This window comes from Methylomonas koyamae (assembly GCF_001644025.1).
GTDB lineage: Bacteria > Pseudomonadota > Gammaproteobacteria > Methylococcales > Methylomonadaceae > Methylomonas > Methylomonas koyamae_A.
In genome coordinates, this window is the sequence record NZ_LUUK01000115.1 from 1 (window position 1) to 19,201 (window position 19,201).

A 19,201-nucleotide genomic window follows, 5' to 3' on the forward strand; every position below is an offset into this window, starting at 1 on the left:
AAGCCACCTTAAGCAATTGGCTACATTAAAAGCTGAAGACTTGGCGGATTTTTGCTTCAGCGCCAATATCGGCCGAGACGATTTTAATTGGCGACTGGCTGCGGTAGTCGATAGCGTCGAACAGTTGCAAGGGTTTTTACAAACCTCGTTGGCGGAAAAAACTTGGCAATCGAATCTTAAAGCGCCTATTGCACCGGTATTTTTATTCGCAGGACAAGGCAGTGTTAGAGCCGGTGCCGGATGGGCCTTATACAACGGGCAGCCGGTATTCAAGGCCGCCTTGGATGCTTGCGACGCCGAATTGGTTAAACAAAATCGGACTCAAGTTACTGAATTGCTTTATGGCGACCAAGCTTCGGTTCGTTTGGAGCAGACCGAGCACGAGCAAGTGGCTTTATTCGCGTTGCAATACGCATTGGCCAAGATGTGGCTGTCGTGGGGGGTAAAGCCCGCCATGGTGTTGGGCCATAGCTTGGGCGAATATGCCGCGGCTTGTATCGCCGGGGTATTCGATTTGCAGGCGGCCTTGCGCTTGGTGGTTTGCCGAGGCCGGTTGATGCAGGCCTTGCCGGAAGACGGCGCCATGCTGGCCGTCTACGCCAATGAGGAACAAGTCCGTCAATTGCTCAGCGGTCTGGAATCCAAACTGGCTATTGCCGCGGTTAACGCCGACCAGCAGATTGTGGTGTCCGGTGCCGGCGAAGCGATTCACGATTTTACCGTGCGGGCCCAGCAACAGGATTGGTTTACTAAAGTCTTGCCGGTCAAGCGGGGTTTTCACTCGCCCCAGGTCGATAGCATGTTGGCGGATTTCGAAACCTGTTTGCACGGGATTGCCTTCAATAAACCGCAATGGCCGTTTATTTCAACGCTGACCGGCAAAGCGGAAAGCGAAGTCTTGCGTAGCGTCGACTATTGGCTTCGGCATGTCAGGCAGCCGGTTTTATTCAAACAGGCATTGACGGTGGCCGGGCAACAAGGCGCTAATTTCTTTATCGAGTTAGGCGGTCGGCCGGTATTGAGCGGTTTGGTACAACAAGCGAATCTTGCCGGCGCGTGTTCCCTGGATGCCAAGGGCAACGACTGGCGCGCCTGCCAACAAGTCGCGGCGGTTTTATACCAAGCCGGCCACGACTTGGATTGGCCAAGCGTTTACCAAGGCCGGCGCCGGCGTTTGCTGAGTTTGCCGAATTATCCCTGGAAAAGACAGCGCTATTGGTTCAGCCCAAGACCGGTAAAAGCCGATGTCGCGCTTGGCGAGAGCATCCATCCGATGTTGCAACAAGCGATAACGTCGCCTTTCTGGACTGGGAATTTGTACCAAGGCCGGATAGCTTGCCGGCATTTGCCGTTCTTGCTCGATCATAAAGTCTTCGATCGGGTGATGGTCGCGGGGGCTTGTCACTTGTCGGCCTTGATTGCCGTCGGCCGGGAGCGCTACCCGACGCAGGTGTTCAAAATCCAAGATATTGAATTTATCGAAGCCCTGCAACTGGCGGAACAGGAACAGCGTTTATTACAAGTGGGGCTGACGCCGCTCGGCGAGCGGCAATATCAAGTTAAAGTGATTAGCTTGTTCGAGGAAAAGCCTGCCGAGTTTACCGAGCATCTGACGGCGTCGATGGTAGCGGCCCCGGCTAACTTCGCCGATCTCGATGCGCAGGAACTGCGCCGGCAATGCCCGGAGTCGGTTGACGTGCAAAATTTCTACCAATTGCTGACGCTGCAACACGTGCAATTGGGCGAAAGTTTTCGCTGGTTCGAACAATTATTCAAAGGTGAACATCAAGCTTTAGCCAGGATTCGCCCCTTTACCGCGCTGGACAAGACTTTCGGACTGCCGCCAGGACTCATCGATGCTTGCTTTCAATTGTTAGGCGCCGCTGTGCCGGAGCAATACACCGAGACTTACATACCCGTGGCGGTCGAGCAATTGCAATTGGCGGCGGAAAACCGCTTGACCCAGTTATGGTGTCATGCGTGCTTGACGGATGGGGAAATCGGCCGGCAAGGCAGCATTCAAGGCCGGGTGACATTATTCAACGAATCGGGGCAAGTCCTTGCCGAGTTAGCCGCCGCGACCTTGCGTAAAGCCAATAGCAAGTCGATGCAGCAAGCCTTGACTGCAGAAAAAAACGCTTACGCCTTAACTTGGCGTCAAACCGAGGTGCTGTCTAAGGCGACAGTCGAACCGGTTGCGTCGCGATGGCTGGTGACAGGGAATGCCTTGGCCAAAGCGCTCGCCGATACGGCGGCGTGGGCGCAATGGCTGGATTTTGATACCTTTATGGCTTACGATCTTAGCGCCGAAGGTGTGTTGCTGGGTTTGGATAGCAATTCCTTGGCCGAGGATATGGCCTGGCAAGCTGGGCAAAACGCCGATGTTTTATTGCGATTTTTGCAAAAGGCCGCCGCCATCGGCGAACGGGCCGGGGTCAAAATAGCGCTGTTAAGCCGGCAAACCAGGCCGGTTACTGATACAGATGGGCTCGATCCGACTCTCGAGGGCTTATCCGGGTTATTGCGTAGTTTTAACCACGAGTATCCGCTAAATCCTTGCCAATGGTTGGATTGGGATGAAACCCGGCTTACCGCCGAGCATGTCGTGGCAGTTTTAACGCGTCACGCGCAAGAAACCGAAATCGCTCTACGCGGTGACTATTGTTTTTCGCCGCGGTTGCACACATTTAGCGTCGCCCAAAATCCGGGTTTTAGCGCGCGGGGCACTTATTTACTGACCGGCGGTTCCGGGGCTTTGGCGCTGCAAACGGCGCATTGGTTGGCGGAAAAAGGCGCGGCAAAACTGGTTTTAGTCTCGCGCCACGGCGTTCCGGACAGTGGCAAAGACCGGTTAGAGGCGATTTTGCGTTTAGGCGCCGAAGTGATCGAGCTTAAAGCCGATATTGCTGATGCGCAACAAGTACAAGCCATTTTGACTGAGCATGGCGAAGATTTACGTGGGATTTTCCATGCCGCCGGGGTGTTGCAGGACAGCGTTGTGGCCAATCTGGATAGTGAACGGCTGGCGCAAGTGCTGAAACCCAAAGTCTTTGGCTTATGGAATTTGCATCGTTTTAGCCAGGGATTGAACCTGGATTGTTTCGTGGCCTATTCCTCGATGGCGGCCTGGTTGGGCGCGCCCGGACAAGGCAATTATGCGATGGCCAATGGTTTTATGGATGCCTTGATGCAATGGCGGCGGCGGCAAGGCTTGCCGGGCTTGAGTATGGGCTGGGGGCCTTGGGCCGGCGCGGGCATGGCCGATATTCAAACTGCCGATAGTTTGGCTTTGGCGGGGATCGGCAAATTAAGCGCCGAGCAAGCGTTTGCGTTTCTCGAGCGGCTTTTGTCCGACAATCGAGAGCGTCTTCCGGCGCCGGTCGGTTTATTCAATGTCGATTGGCGGCACTTTAAATTTAACCGTTCGTCGTTGACCAAAGCCTTCGAGCCGGTTGAGCAAAACCGACAGACCCTGGCCGAACAGCTTGGCCTGTTGCCGCTTGAGCAGCGGCGGCGGTTTTTGCACCGGCATTTGACCGAGCATGTCGCTGCGGTGCTTGGCTTGCACGACCTTGGGCAATTGGCTGCGGGAATCGGGTTTGCCGAGTTGGGCATGGATTCTTTGATGACGCTGGAATTACGCAATCGTTTGCAAAAATCCACCCAGACGGCTTTACCGTCCACGCTGGCGTTCAAATATCCGTCGGTCGACGAATTATTGGCATATATCAGCCTAGAGGTTTTCCCGGCGTTGTTCAGCGAGCAGGCCGGACAGGAAAAGTCGCCGACGGAAGCGTTTGATCAGGAAGAAGAGGATATTGCGGTGCTGTTGGAGCGGGAATTGTCGAAATGGGAAAGCGGACAGAGCGATGACTGAGTCGGAGAAACAACAAGCCTTAATGCGCAGAGCCTTGGACGAGTTGCGCGAGTTGCGCGGCCAGTTGGCCCACTATCAACAGGCCGCGCACGAGCCGATCGCCGTGCTGGCGATCGGGTGCCGCTTTCCCGGCGCTTGCGATTCTCCCGAGGCTTTATGGCGGTTTTTGGCCGAAGGCAAAAATGCCCGTGGCGAAGTACCGGAACAGCGCTGGTCGCTAGCCGAATATTATGCCGAATCCGCTCAAACGCCCGGCAAAATCAGCAGCCGTTACGGCGCTTTTTTAAGCGATATCGACCGCTTCGATGCCGATTTTTTTGCCATTGCCGTTCGTGAAGCCGAACAGATGGACCCGCAGCAACGCTTGTTGCTGGAAACCAGCTGGCAAGCTTTCGAACGCGCCGGCATTCATCCCAAGGCTTTACGCAATAGCCGTAGCGGAGTGTATATCGGTTGCATGACGCAGGAATATGCCGAGCTGATCAAGGACGACAGCGCCATCGACGTTCATACCGGCACCGGCAACGCGCCGAGTATTCTGGCCGGCCGCTTGGCCTATTATTACGGTATGCAAGGCCCGGCGATGGTCATCGATACCGCGTGTTCTTCATCGTTGTTGGCGGTGCATTTGGCGGTGAAAAGCCTGCGCGGCAACGAAATCGATATGGCCTTGGTCGGCGGCGTTAATTTGCAGTTATCGCCGCGTGCCGCGATTACCGAAAGCCAGGCGATGATGCTGGCGGCGGACGGCTTGTGCAAAACCTTCGATGCGAAGGCCGACGGCATCGGTCGTGGCGACGGTGTTGGGCTGGTGGTATTGAAGCGGCTTAGTGATGCGTTGGCGGCAGGCGATCCGATTTGCGCGGTGATCAAGGGCAGCGCCGCCAATCACGACGGCCGCAGCAGCGGTTTGACCGTGCCCAGCGAACGGGCGCAGGAAGCCGTACTGAAAGCGGCCCTCGCCGATGCGTTGTTGACGGCGGCCGATGTCGGTTATATCGAAGCTCACGGCACCGGCACGGCCTTGGGCGATCCGATCGAAGTCGGCGCGTTGAACAGCGTGTTGGGCGGTGGTCGCGCCGCGGCCAATCCGCTGTATATCGGTTCCTTGAAAACCAATTTCGGTCATATGGAAGGCGCGGCGGGCATCGCCGGATTAATTAAGGCCGTCTTGATGTTGCAACAGCGCATGCGGGTGCCGCATTTGAACTTTAGCACGCCCAGCGCCCATATTCCTTGGCAGGCGATACCGCTGAAAGTGGCGACAAAGTTCGAGGCGTGGCAAGTGGAGGAAGGACAAACGCGGATAGCCGGCGTTAGCGCCTTTGGTTTGAGCGGCACCAATGTGCACGTATTGCTGGCGGAAGCGCCGACTCGGAATGCGGAACACCCTGTCGAACGGGGCAGGGGTTTGGCGCTAAAGCTCTCGGCCAACAGCGAGGCTTCCTTAACGGCGCTGGCGGCGGCATATCAACACTGGCTGGCTGCGCACGATGCCGATTTACATGCGGTGTGTTATCGCGCCGCCGTTAGCCGGGCGGATTTGAAACACCGCGCGCTGATCGTCGCCGCCGACCGACAGCAGATCGAACAGGCTTTGTCGGCGTTGGCAACAGGTCGGGACGATGGGCGTTTATACCGCTCCGGGCAAGGCCGGCAAAAGCCAAAATTGGCGATGGTGTTCAGCGGTCAGGGTTCGCAGTATCCCGGCATGGCCCAAGATTTATACCGGCGCTGGCCGGTTTTCAGGCAAACCATCGATCAATGCGCCGAATATTTGCAAAAATCGTTGCCTATACCGCTGCAGCAACTGTTATTCGACGGCAGCGACGCGCAATTGCAACAAACCTGCTATGCGCAGCCGGCCATTTTCGCGGTCGATTACGCGCTGTTTCGCCTATGGCAGTCTTGGGGCATAGAGCCGGATGCGGTGATGGGGCACAGTCTGGGCGAATACGTCGCGGCTTGCGTCGCCGGCGTATTCAACTTGGAACAGGCTATAAGCTTGGTGGTAGCCCGGGCGCAACTGATGCAGCAAGCCCCGAGCGGAGGCGCGATGCTGGCTGTCGCGGCAAGTCGCGAAGGGCTTAACGCTTTATTGGCGGCTAACTGGCCGGAGTTGGACATCGCGGCGGTCAATTCGCCTAGGCATTGCGTCTTGGCGGGCTCTAGCGTACTGATCGAGCAGGCTAGGCAATATTTTTCGGAGAGTGCCATACAGTGTACGCTGCTAGCGGTCTCGCATGCTTTTCACTCCCGGATGATGGAGCCAGTATTACCGGCGTTGAGGCGGATCTTCGAACAAGCGGCGTACGGCAAAGCCTTCATGCCGCTGGTTTCCAATGTCACCGGACGAATCATCGGCGATGACATCGTTTGGGCCGATTATTGGCTGCAACATTGTCGGCAACCGGTCGCCTTTGCCGACAATGTGGGCGCGTTACGGCAATTGGGTTGCGACGTGTTTTTGGAATGCGGAGCGAAGCCGGTTTTGGCGCCGATGTTGTCGGCCAACGCGATCGAGGCGGAGCGGATATTTGCCAGTTTGCAGCCCAAGCAAGCCGATAGTGTGCTGCATTGCGCCGCCCGTTTATATACCGGCGGTTTTGATCTGAATTGGCAAGCGATTTTCGGCGACGCGCCTAACGTGTATTGCCCGCCGCTACCGGTCTATCCTTTTTCCGGCAAACGTTATTGGTTGCCCGATAGCGCGTTAAAAAATAGACGCGTGGAAACAACGCAAACCTTATCGCCTTTGCTGAGCAAGCGTTTGGCGCTGGCCGATTCGGAGTCGGTTTATTTCGAAACTTGGCTGGCGCCGAGGGAACAGGCCTATTTGAGCGAACACCAAGTCTTCGGCAGGCTATTGGCACCGTTCGCGGTGTTGCTGGAAATATTGTTCGAAGTCGGGCAACAGTTGAGCAAATCGTCGGCCCTGGCGCTGAAAAATCTGCGGATCGAACGGCCTTTGCTTTTGTCGCGGGATAGCGAAACTCAGCTGCAAATTAAGGCTAAGGCCGTCGGCGGCCATTATCAACTTGGTATTTTTTCCCGCTTGGACGCTGCCGGCTGGCATCGTCATATCAGTGCCGAAACCGACGTTTGCATGAGCTTTAAAGATTTCGAAGCGCCGGCGGCTGGCGACGAGCGGCAAAGCCTTGCAGCGGACAAGCTCTACCGGCAATTTCGGCAAAAAGACATCGTGTACGGCGAGACCTTTAAAGTGTTGGAGAGCATTGAGATCGCCGGACAGACGGTCTTTGCCGGCTTTAAACCCAGAGCATGTGAACCGGGACATCTCTTGCATCCGGCTATTTGGGATGGTTGTCTGCAAACCGCCGGCATAGCGGTCGGCGAAACAGTCGGCGACGAAACCTGGCTACCGATCGCGGTAGAACGTATCGATTTTTACCGGCCGCTCGAGTTTGGCGGCTCATGTCTTGCCAGATTGTCGTCCAGAACAGACCGGGCTTGTCAGGTCGATGTGATCCTGAAAGACCGTGATAACCTGACATTGGCTATGCAAGGCGTCAGTTTTCAGCCATTAGCCAAACAAGCGTTGGCGGTAGCGGCGGATCAACGGCCGGAGGATTGGCTTTGTCGGCCGGGTTGGACATTGCTAGCCGATACCGACCTGACCGAACAGCCGGCTGGCGAGCACGTTTTGTGCATCGGCACGGCAACGGCAAACCGCTTGCTGGCTAAATTACGGACCCAAGTCGTGGGCTTGAGCTTGATGAGTCCCGAACAGTTGCGAGATTCCGGGTATTGGCGGGATTTTTCACCAAGCTCGACATCACTGCATTTGGTTTATTGCGCCGAAGACTTTTTAGGCGAAGAGGACAGCAGCGTCTGTTTAGGCTTTTTAACGTTGGTTCAGACGTTGGAAATTCGGAATATCGCGGCTAAAGTCACTCTGCTGACTCGGGGAGGCGCTGTGATCGACCTCGAGGCCGTTTGCCCGAAACAAAGCGCTTGCGTGGCTTTGCTTAAGACCGCGGCACTGGAGTTTCCGCAGCGGATTTGGCAAGCATTGGATGTAGACGCTATCGATACCGCCGAAAATGGCAAGCTGGCGCGGTTGTTGTCCGGCATCAGCGGCGAACAACAGTTGGCCTTGCGGGGCGGGCAATGTTATGCCGCGAGATTGTTGCCTTGGCGTCCGGAAAACCGCGCGGCATTAACCATAGCGGCCGACAAGACGTATTTGGTTACCGGCGGTTCCGGCGCCTTGGGTTTCGCGGTCGTGGAGTGGCTGGTTGAACACGGCGCGGATAGCGTGCTGATTGCCAGCCGCAAGGGCTTAACCGCCATCGACCCGTTGAAGTTGCAGGCATTGGCAGCTCAAGGCGCGAAAATTATCGGAGTCGCGGCCGACTTGGCGCAAGCGGAAGGCGTCAGCGCTTTGATGGCGCAATTACAGTCCTTGCCGCCCTTGGCCGGCATTGTCCATGCCGCCGGCGCATTGAGCGATGCGTCTTTGTTGAAGATGAATCAAGCCGATTTCGAGCGGCCTTGGCGGGCTAAAGTCAGCACGTTGCGGTTTTTAGATCAATCGTTCCCGGAACTGGCGTTTTTCGCGGTGTTTTCATCGTTGGCCGCATTGACCGGGGCGCCGGGGCAGGGCAATTATGCGGCGGCCAATGCCTATACCGATGCGCTGATGCTGAACCGAAAACACCAAGGTTTAGCGGCGTTGACGATTAACTGGGGCGGCTGGAGCGGCGAGGGCATGCTGGCCGGTGCGGCTGAGGCGATGGCCGAAAAAGGCTTGGCCCTGATTCAACCGCGGCAGGGCTTGGCTTTATTCGAGCGTTTGTTGACTGAAGATTTACCGCAGGCGGCGGTGATGCCGGTGGACTGGCCGGCGTTTTTTGCCGCCTTACCGTTCGAGGTGCCGAATTATTATCGAACGATGGCGGCTAACGAGGCTGGCCACGATACTCAGTCGGAGAGTTTGATTCAACAATGGCGGCAAAGCGACGCTGCCCGGCGGCCGGCTTTATTGGAACAAGCCGTGCGGCAGGGAATCGCCCAGGTGTTGCGGAATCCGGAAAGCCTTGGGTTGGCGCCCCGGCAGCGTTTGTTCGATATCGGCTTCGACTCTTTATTGGCGATGGAGTTAAGCCGAAAATTAGGCCAGACGTTGGAATTGCGACTGGCCTCGACTATGCTTTTCGACTATCCGACCATTGAGGCGCTGTTGGCTTATCTTAGTCAACAGTTGGCAACGGAATTCGGCGCGGAAGAGGAGCCCTTGAGCGACAATCTCGACGATTTTTCGGAACAGCAGCTTTCGGCTTTATTGGAACGGCGTTTGGCGGCTATGGATTGAAGATGACCGAAAAGAGCGAACCGAAAACCGATTATCGAGCCTTGATGCTGGAGGCGTTGCGTAAGATCGATGCCTTGGAAGGAAAACTTAAAACCGCCCAACAATCGCGGGAAGCCATTGCCGTTGTCGGCATGGGTTGCCGATTTCCAGGGGCCGAGGGTTTGGCGGCATATTTGGATTTGTTGCGCCACGGGATGGACGCCATCGGGTCAATGCCGGCTTGGCGTTGGCGGGTGGACGATTATTTCAATGCCGATCCGGAACGACCAGGGAAAATGTATGTACGCGAAGGCGGCTTTATTGAGCAGCTGGATCGCTTCGACGCCGATTTCTTCGGTATTTCGCCGCGCGAGGCCATGGCCATGGATCCGCAACAGCGCTTGTGGCTTGAAGTCTGCTGGGAAGCCTTGGAGCATGCCAATATCGTTCCCGGCGATTTGTTTGCCACTCAAACCGGGGTTTTCGTCGGCGCCAGCAGCTTCGATTTTGCGGCGGTCATGGCTAAAAAATTGCAGCCGGATCAGGTTGACGCTTATCTGGGCACCGGCGCTTCGCTGAATATGTTGGCCGGCCGTCTATCTTATTGGCTCGGTTTGACCGGGCCCAGCATGGCTATCGATACCGCGTGTTCCTCGTCGTTGGTCGCCGTACATAACGCCTGCCAGAGTTTGCGCGCCGGCGAATGCACGATGGCGATCGCCGGCGGCGTCAATGTGATTTTGGCGCCCGAAACTTACGTGGCTTTCAGCCGCGCCGGCATGCTTTCCAAAGACGCACGATGCAAGACTTTTGCCGAAGACGCCGACGGTTTCATTCGCTCGGAAGGCTGCGGGGCGGTGGTATTAAAACGTTTGTCCGACGCCGAAAAACAAGGCGACCGCATCTGGGCCGTGATTCGCGGCTCGGCCGTCAATCAAGACGGCGCCAGCGGCGGCTTGACGATACCGTCCGGCCCTTCCCAGCAGGCGGTGATCAACGCCGCCTTGGCCGCGGCCGGCGTGAAGGCCGAACAAGTCGGCTATATCGAGGCGCACGGTACCGGGACACCGTTGGGCGACCCGATCGAAATGCGGGCCTTGGCCGCTTGCTACGCTAAAAACCCAAGCCGTCGCCCGATGCACGTTGCGTCGGTCAAAACCAATTTAGGCCATTTGGAAGCGGCCGCCGGGATTGCCGGTTTGATTAAGACCGTGTTGTCGTTGCACGAAGCCGAATTGTTCCCGCATTTGCATTTCAGCCGCCCCAGCTCGCATATCGATTGGCAGGCCTGGCCGGTAAATATTCCCCTAACCCGCCAGGCTTGGCCCGCCGAAGGACAACCCCGGTTGGCGGCGGTCAGCTCGTTCGGTTTAAGCGGGACCAATGCTCATCTGATAATCGAACAAGCGCCGCCGTCCGAACCGATAGACGCAGCGGCGGCCGCGGGCGTAAACCTGTTGCTGTTATCCGCGAAAACCTTGCCGGCTTTGCAGCAACTGGCGTCCGATTATGCGACTCGGCTATTCGGCTCGGAAACTGCGGCGGTGGCCGATATTTGTTATACCGCCAATTCCCGACGCTCGCGTTTCGCTCACCGTTTGGCCGTGACGGCCGATTCGGCGGCCGACTTCAAGTCGCGCTTACTGGCATTTGCGGAGCAGGGCGCCGGTTTTTCAGGCTATCGCCATGTCTCACGCGCCAAGCCGAGGATTGGCTTCGCGTTTACCGGACAAGGTTCGCAATGGCCGGGGATGGCGGCGCAGTTGTACGACGTTTATCCGGAGTTTAGCCGGCAAATCGACTGCTGCGATCGGTTGCTGCGCCAGTTCAGTACCATCGATTTGAAGCGCTTGTTGCTCGAGCCATCGGCCGAGGACATTCATTTAAGTGCAAACGCTCAGCCGGCCTTGTTTGCCTTCGAATACGCCCTGGCCAAACAATGGCAAGCTTGGGGCGTAAATGCCGTTTGTCTGATCGGTCACAGCCTAGGCGAATACGTGGCGGCCTGTATTGCCGGCGTGTTCGATTTGGAACAAGGTTTGCGACTGATCGTAAAGCGGGCCGAACTGATGCAAGAAGCGCCCGGTCGGGGCGGCATGGCGGCGGTGTTTACGTTTGCCGAGCGCCTGCAAACGATGTTGGCCGACTTTCCAAGCTTGAGTATTGCCGCTTATAACAGTCCGGAAAATCAAGTGGTCTCCGGTGACGCGGCCCAACTGTCCGGATTTTTGCAAGTATGCGCCGAGCACGGCCTGGAATATCGCCGCCTTAACACCTCGCACGGTTTTCATTCGCCGTGCATGCAGCCCGTATTGACAGAGTTTGCCGCCTGTTTTGCCGGGGTCGCGTTAAACGCCGCTTCGATTCCGATGATTGCCAATTTGACCGGCGGCCTTGAAACCGCTGCTTACGCCCAGGCCGATTATTGGTTACGGCATTTGCGCCAGCCGGTGTTATTTCAACAAAGCCTGGATACCTTGGCACGGCAGGATGTGGATTTATGGCTGGAAATCGGTCCTAAACCGGTGTTGACCGGCTTGATCCGGCAACAGGCGACGAATGTGACTGCCGTTTCGGCTTGCCCCGGAAACGAAAGCTCATTTAACCAAGCCTTGGCCGAGGTCGTCGCTTCCGGTTTGGAATTGAATTGGCAATCGCTTAACGCCGGCCAACTGACGGATCTGCCCACTTACCCTTGGCAGCGCCAGCGTTATTGGCCCGATTGGTACGATTTTGAAGCGCTGCCGCTGGTCGACCGGCAAGGCCGTTGGTTGAGTAGTCCGGCGTTTGCGGAAAATAGCACCGTTTACGCCTGGACATTAAGTCTTGCGAACCAGCCTTGGCTAAGCGAGCACCGGGTCTATGGTTTGCCGGTCGCACCGCTGGCCTTGTTGATCGCTACGGTTTATCAAGCATTGTTCAAGCGCGATGGCCACAGGCGCTTTGCGATCGTCGATCTGGAAATAACGCGTGCGCTGCTGATTCCCGAGGGCACGGCCATCGACGTGCAATTGATATTCAGCGGGTTAGGCGACTCGGCGTACGACTTGAAAATAGTCAGCCGGGAGGAAGGTGGCGAGCAGTGGCGGCAACATGTCAGCGCCGGTTTACAGCCGCTAAGCGAAAGCAGCGATACCGCGGCCGTGTCCTTAGACGTGCCGGAACAATGCGACGAATACTCGGCGGAGCCATTTTATCGCTTGTTTGCCGAGCACGGTTTGCAATACGGGCCGCGTTTTCGAGGCATCGCCTCGCTTTGGCAACAGCCGGGCAGAGCCGTTGCCCGGCTGGATCAGCGGTGGGTGGACGCCGCCGCGCTCGATGCGACCGTACTCGATTCGGCGCTGCAATTGATGGCCGCGGTGTTCGAACCGGACGGCGGGGGGTTGCGTTTGCCGGTGCGTATCCGACGGATCGAATGTTGGCGAGGGGATTTTGCCGACAGTTGTTGGGCTAGTGCTACATTGAATGACTCGGCACGGATCGATTTGGCGATTTTTAACGCTCAGCGGCAATTGCAGTTTTCGATTGCCGGCGTCGAAGTGGCGACCGTCAGCGAAAGTCGTTTGAAACAAATGCTGTCGCCCATGCCCGACTGGTTCTATCAGCCGGTTTGGCGGCCGCATCGTGCCGTGGTCGGCCAGGGCGGAAAGTCCTGGCTGTTCATTGCCGGCCAAGACCAGCCGGCCTTGGTCGAGCCCTTAATCCAGCAAGGCCATAGGGTTAGCACATTGAATTTCGATCAGCTGAGTGCCGACGATTTAATCGGCGTCAACGAGTTGGTCGATTTGAGCGGGTTTTTAGCGGTGGACGGCGCGGCACATGCCATGGAGGCGCCGGGGCAGTTGTTGGCCTTGCTGCCGTTGTTGCAAGGCCATCGCCTGAATTTGACGCTGACGACCCGCAACGCGCAAGGCGAATTTTGCCGACAAATGAATTACGGCGGCGCCGCGTTGTGGGGGATGGCGGCAGTTTTGTTCCAGGAGCATAGCGAGCTGAAACCGCGCATCATCGATGCCGATAGCGCTGAGGCATTGCTAGCCGGCTTATTGGACAACAGCGGCGAGCAACGCTTGGCCGCGATAGGCGATCGACTATGGGCGCAACGATTGCAGCGTCATAAACCGCCGACCGACTCGCCGGTCGAGATCGATCAACACGCCAATTACTTGGTGAGCGGCGGTTTGGGCGATTTAGGGTTAACGACCGCTTGTTGGTTGATCGAGCAAGGTGCCCGTCATCTTTATCTGAGCAGTCGCCGGGAGCATGCGCGGTTGCCGAGCCGCTTGCTGGATTTGCAAGGCCAATATGCCGATCTCGAGTTAATCGTAATGACGCTGGACGTTTGCGAACCTCTGGCCGTCGAGCGGCTGTTTGCCGCCATCGAACATAGCGGCAGGCCGCTAAAAGGCATTGTGCACTGCGCGGGTTTTACCGACGACGATCTGTTGCTAAAGCAATCGGCGTCGCGGTTGGCACAATTGAATCGGGTCAAGTTACAAGCGGCGGTTTTGCTGGATCAAGCGTCCCGCCGCCATGCGCTGGATTTTTTCTGGCTGTATTCGTCGTTGAACGCCTTGTTGGGCAATGTCGGCCAAGGCGCTTATGCCGCAGCCAACGCGGCGATGGACGCCTTGGCATGGCAACGCGGGCATGACGGTTTTCCTGCTCTGGCTATCGACTGGGGCCCTTGGCAGAGCGGGATACAACAACAGAGTAGCGATGGGCTACGCGCATTTTGGCGCCAATCGGGTTTGGGCTTGATCGATGGCGAACGCGCTGGAACGGTGTTGCAGGGGCTGCTCGGCGGCCGCCAGACCGGGCAAGTTTGCGTGGTGAATTGCGATTGGCGGCAGGCCGCCAAGAGCGCGGGGCATGGCGCGGCGGAGGGATTGCTGGCGGAACTGATGCCGGCTGTCGGCGTGGAGGCTGTTGACGGCGACGAATATTTGCGGGCTTTACGTTCCGCCGACTCAGAACAATCCAAGACGATGTTGGGCGATTGGCTCAAGCGGCAATTGGCGGGAATCTTGAAATTATCGGCGGCGCAATGCGAATTGAGCCGCTCGCTGAGTTCTCTGGGTTTGGATTCCTTGGCCGCCGTGGAGTTACGCGCAGTCATGCGCAAAACCTTGCAAACCGAAGTGCCGGTCAGCGAGCTATTGCAGTGCGAAGGTTGGGGTTTGGTCGATTATCTGCAAGTGAACCTATTGCCGATAGAGCGGATTAAGACCGCCTCGATAGCCGAGGATGAAGATATGCTGGAGGGGGAAATTTGAGCGTGCAAGGGTTACTGCGGGATTTGGCCGACAATCGGGTGGAACTGTGGCTGGAAGGCGATAAATTACGTTACCGGGCACCCAAACAAGCCATCAACGAGGCGCTGCTGGACGCGCTTAAAAGCCATAAACAAGCTTTAATCGAGCATTTTCAAACCTTGCAACGCGAGCCCTTTGTCTTGACTTACGGGCAACGGGCTTTGTGGTTCCTGCATCAAACGGCGCCGGATAGCGCGGCTTATAACGTGGCTTTCTCGGCCAGGATTTTGTCGGCGGTCGACCCCGAGCGCCTGCGGCAAGCCTTGCGCTATTTGGCGGAGCGCCATCCTGCGCTACGTTTGCGTTTTGAAGCGCAAGACGGCGAGCCGCGCCAGTTCATCGATCCTGGCGCAAGCATCGATTTTCAACACATCGATGCGTCCGGCTGGGACGAGCAAACCTTAAGTGATCAGGTGGCCGGACATTACGCCGCGCCATTCGATTTGAACGGTTCGCGATCGTTGTTCAGGGTAGGTTTATTTCAATGCGCGCCCCGGCAATCGGTGTTATTGCTGGTTTTTCACCATATTATCGGCGACGGCTGGTCGCTGTGGCTGTTGCTCGACGAACTCGCTCAGGTGTATTCGGCCTTAGTGGCCGGGCGTGAGCCTGATTTGCCGAGGTTATCGCTTTCGTATCGTCAGTATGCCGAAACACAGGTGGCCGAGGTTGATTCAGGAACGTTGGAAGCGGATTGGCGGTATTGGCGCGATAAATTCGTGCAAGCCCCACCGTTATTAAACCTGCCCACCAAGCGGCCTTTTCCGGCGCGGCGGAATTACCGCGGCGCCTCGTATCCTTTACGTATCGATAGCCGGACAGTCTCCGCCTTGCGGGCGCTAGCCGTCGAGCTGGATGTTACCTTATACGTGTTATTGCTCGCGGCTTATCAGTTATTGCTACACCGCTGCGGCGGTCAGCAACGGCTTTGTGTCGGTACGCCGTTGGCCGGTCGGGATGACGATCGTTATGCCGGCGTCGTGGGGTATTTCGTCAATCCCTTGCCGATTCTATCGGAGCTAAACCCAGAGCAAACGGTCGCCGATTTCGTTCGCGCCTGTCGTCGGGAAGTATTGTCGGCCATGGCGCATCAGGCTTTCCCGTTAGCTTTGATTATCGAGCGGCTGGCGCTGTCCCGCGATACCAGCCGTCCGCCGTTGTTTCAGGCCGCTTTCGTGTTCCAGCAATTGCAAAAAGCCCAGCTACTGCTCGATGCCAGCGGCAGCGGTCGAACTGCCGGGCAAACCGTGGACTGGGGTGGTTTGGCGTTGGCGCCCTATGCCTTGTTTCAACAGGAAGGGCAGTTCGATCTGTCGTTGGAGTTGATGGAAGCGGGCGGCGACTTAGTCGGTTCGCTTAAATTCAATAGCGAGGTACTGGATGCCGACGATGCCCAAAGACTCGCCGATTATTATCAAACCGTTTTACAGTCCTTTCCGGAGTTTCAAGACAAACCGGCGGTCTTGCTGCCGCTGCTGAACGCCGATTATCGACGCCAGCCATTGGCAGACTGGAACGCCACCGACTACGCGTACCCTGAGGCCTTGATACCGGAATTGTTAAGCCGTCAGGCGCAACGGACGCCGGCGGCGGTGGCCTTGGTGTTCGAACAACGCCAATTGACCTACGACGAACTGGAACGGCGCAGCAACCAATTGGCGCATTACCTAATCTCGCAAGGCGTCGGTCCGGAAAGTTTAGTCGCGGTGTGTATGGAGCGCAGCCTGGAGTTGGTGGTCAGCCTGCATGCGATCATCAAGGCCGGCGCGGCTTACCTGCCGCTAGACCCCGACTACCCGCAAGAACGCTTGGACTATATGATCGCCAATGCCGGTGCCGGCTGGTGTCTGACCCAGCAGGCCCTGGCCGGTAAACTGCAATCGTATCCCGGCCAGGTACTGGTCCTCGAAGCCCTGCAAGCCGAACTGGCCCAGCAAGCGGTCAGCGCGCCGGCAGTGAGATGCCATCCGCAGCAGCTCGCGTACCTGATTTACACCTCCGGTTCCACCGGCCAACCGAAAGGCGTGGCCAATCACCACCAAGCGCTGGCCAACCGGATCCAGTGGATGCAGCGGCGTTACCCATTGAGCGAGCAAGACCGGGTCTTACAAAAAACCCCGTACAGCTTCGACGTCTCGGTCTGGGAATTTTTCTGGCCGTTGATCGCCGGCGCCCGTTTGGTCATCGCCAAACCGGGCGGACATAAAGACAGCGACTACCTGGCCAAACTGATCCAGGCCCAGCACATCGACACCCTGCACTTCGTGCCGTCCATGCTGCAAGCCTTCATCGACGACCCCGAAGCCGAGAACTGCAACAGCTTACGGCGCATCATCTGCAGCGGCGAAGCCTTGCCGTTGAGCCTGCAACAACAGGTCTACGGCAAATTGACATCGGCGCGTCTCTACAATCTCTACGGCCCGACCGAAGCGGCGATCGACGTCAGCGAATGGGCTTGCGACGCAGCCGACACCGCCAGCGCGATAGTTGCCATCGGCAAACCGATCGACAACCTACGTTTATACATCCTCGACGGCCAACTGCAGCCGGTGCCGATCGGCGTGTCCGGCGAACTGTACATCGCCGGCATCGGCTTGGCACGCGGCTATCAGCAAAAGCCGCAGCTGACCGCCGAACGCTTCGTACCCAATCCGTTCGGTCAAGGCGAACGTATGTACCGGACCGGCGACATATGCCGCTACCGGGCCGACGGCGTTATCGAATACCAAGGCCGCGAAGACGGCCAAATTAAGCTCAGAGGCTTTCGGATCGAATTGGGCGAAATCGAAGCGGTCTTAAAACAACATCCGGCCGTGCAAAACTGCGTATTGACGGCTAAATCGTTTCGCGGCGAAAAAGCCTTGCTGGCCTATCTGACCTTGCGGGACGGCGTCGAGAATACGCCGGCCTTGATTAAGCCGATCCGCGAATTCATGCAGGGCTTTTTGCCCGATTACATGCTGCCGGCTGCATTTATGGTGCTGCCCGAGCTGCCTTTATCGGCTAACGGCAAAGTCGATCGCAAGGCCTTGCCGGCCATGGACGTAGTAAGTCAGGATGAAGACCTTAGCGCCCCGGAAAACGACTTGCAACGGCAAATAGCCGATATTTGGCAGCAATTATTGCAACACCGCGAGTTCGGCATTCACAGCAATTTTTTTCATGTCGGCGGCCATTCGCTGCTGGCGCTACGCTTGATCGCCAAATTGGCGGCGGTTTTTCACACCAAACTCAGCATAGAAGATGTTTTCAACCACGCCAGCATTCAAGGCTTAGGCGAGCTTTTGCTGGACGGCGATCGGCAGCGGCTGGCTTGGCCGGCGATTTCGCCGCAAGACCGGGCGGATGCGCCCTTATCGTTCTCGCAAGAACGCTTATGGTTCGTCAATAGTCTGGAAAATGCCGGTGGCGTTTACCATATTCCGCTGGCTTTTCATGTCTATGGGGACTTAAACCGCGAGGCCTTACAAGGTGCCTTGCAAGCCTTGGTGAATAGGCATCAGGCCTTGCGCAGCAAGGTTTTCGGCGAAGGGCTCGGTTTGCGTCAACAAGTTCTAGAACACGGCGTTCCGGTATTGGCTTGCTATAGCGCACCGGTGGTTGCCGTCCAAGGGCTTGAATCTATCCTCCGCCAGGAGGCCAATAGCGGCTTGGATCCGGCCACCGGGCAAGTATTCAAGGCATGTTTATTGGAAATCGCCCCTCGGCACCATTTGCTGTTGCTGGTCATGCACCATATCGTGGCCGACGGTTGGTCGGTTAAGGTCTTGCTGCACGACGTATCGCTTTTGTATCGCCAATGCCTGACGGGCGCCGCCGCCGAATTGCCGGATTTGCCGGTGCAATACGGCGATTATTGCCGTTGGCAAAGGATGCTGGCCGAACAAGGTTGGTTTAAGGCGGCTAAGGATTATTGGTTGACGGCTTTAGGCGATGCGCCGACGACCTTGGCATTGAATTACGACCACAGCCGGCCGCTGCTGCCAACTTTCCGCGGCGCGATGCAATTTCACGCGATTCCGGCGTCCATTCGGGCCGCGTTGCACGCGCAAGCGCAACAGCAGGGGGCAACCGACTTCATGTTGCTGCTGGCGGCATTTGCCGCAGTCTTATACCGCTATAACGGACAGTCGGATTTCATGATCGGCACGCCGGTGGCGAACCGGGATCAACAGGACGTGCAGGATGTGGTCGGTTTATTCGTCAATACCTTGTTGATGAGGATCAAGCTCGACGGCAACTCGTCTTTCGAACAATTGCTGGACCAGGTCAAGGCGACCGCGTTATCGGCTTACGAATATCAATATTACCCCTTCGAAGGTTTGGTCGAAGCCTTACAGCCGGAGAGGAATTTGGCGGTTTCGCCGTTATTCCAGGTGATGTTCGTGTATCAAAGCCAAGGGCAGCAAGCTTTTTCGTTGCCGGATTTGGACATCCAGCCTATGGTTTTGCCCAGCACCATGGCGAAATGCGATTTGACTTTATATGCGACCGAAGAAGACCAGCATTGGTCGCTGGCGATGGAATACAGCAGCGATTTGTTCGAGCAAGCCAGTATCACAGCCTTGCTGTCGGCGCTGGCTAATGCGTTGGAAAAATTGGCCGAGAACCCTCGTTTGCCGTTGGCGCGGATTCCGCTCTTGACTCGAACGCAACTGACGCAGGTCGTGGCAGACTGGAACGCCACCGACT

4 protein-coding genes are annotated in these 19,201 nt (G+C 57.0%); all 4 read left to right on the forward strand.

Translation table 11 applies throughout. The features are described from left to right. Window positions 1-16 precede the first annotated feature (16 nt). Entirely contained in the window at window positions 17-3,877 is a 3,861-nt protein-coding gene (locus A1355_RS09050) for an SDR family NAD(P)-dependent oxidoreductase (protein ID WP_157197815.1), read from the forward strand. Beyond that, window positions 3,870-9,212: a type I polyketide synthase gene (locus tag A1355_RS09055; protein ID WP_064027209.1), complete on the forward strand. Its 5,343-nt coding sequence runs from the start codon at window positions 3,870-3,872 to the stop codon at window positions 9,210-9,212. Before A1355_RS09050 ends, A1355_RS09055 begins: the two co-directional genes overlap by 8 nt. A gap of 2 nt (window positions 9,213-9,214) precedes the next feature. Next, window positions 9,215-14,470 (forward strand): type I polyketide synthase, encoded by a 5,256-nt coding sequence (locus tag A1355_RS09060; protein WP_064027211.1) that lies wholly within the window; start codon window positions 9,215-9,217, stop codon window positions 14,468-14,470. A 2-nt stretch (window positions 14,471-14,472) separates the two neighbouring features. Further along, window positions 14,473-19,201, forward strand: a 4,729-nt coding sequence (locus tag A1355_RS09065) for a non-ribosomal peptide synthetase (protein WP_197471759.1), incomplete at its 3' end; no start/stop codon positions are given.

Coding starts and splice junctions, on each gene's coding strand:
- A1355_RS09055 (WP_064027209.1), top strand. CDS start 3,870: ATGACTGAGTCGGAGAAACAACAAGCCTTAATGCGCAGAGCCTTGGAC.
- A1355_RS09060 (WP_064027211.1), top strand. CDS start 9,215: ATGACCGAAAAGAGCGAACCGAAAACCGATTATCGAGCCTTGATGCTG.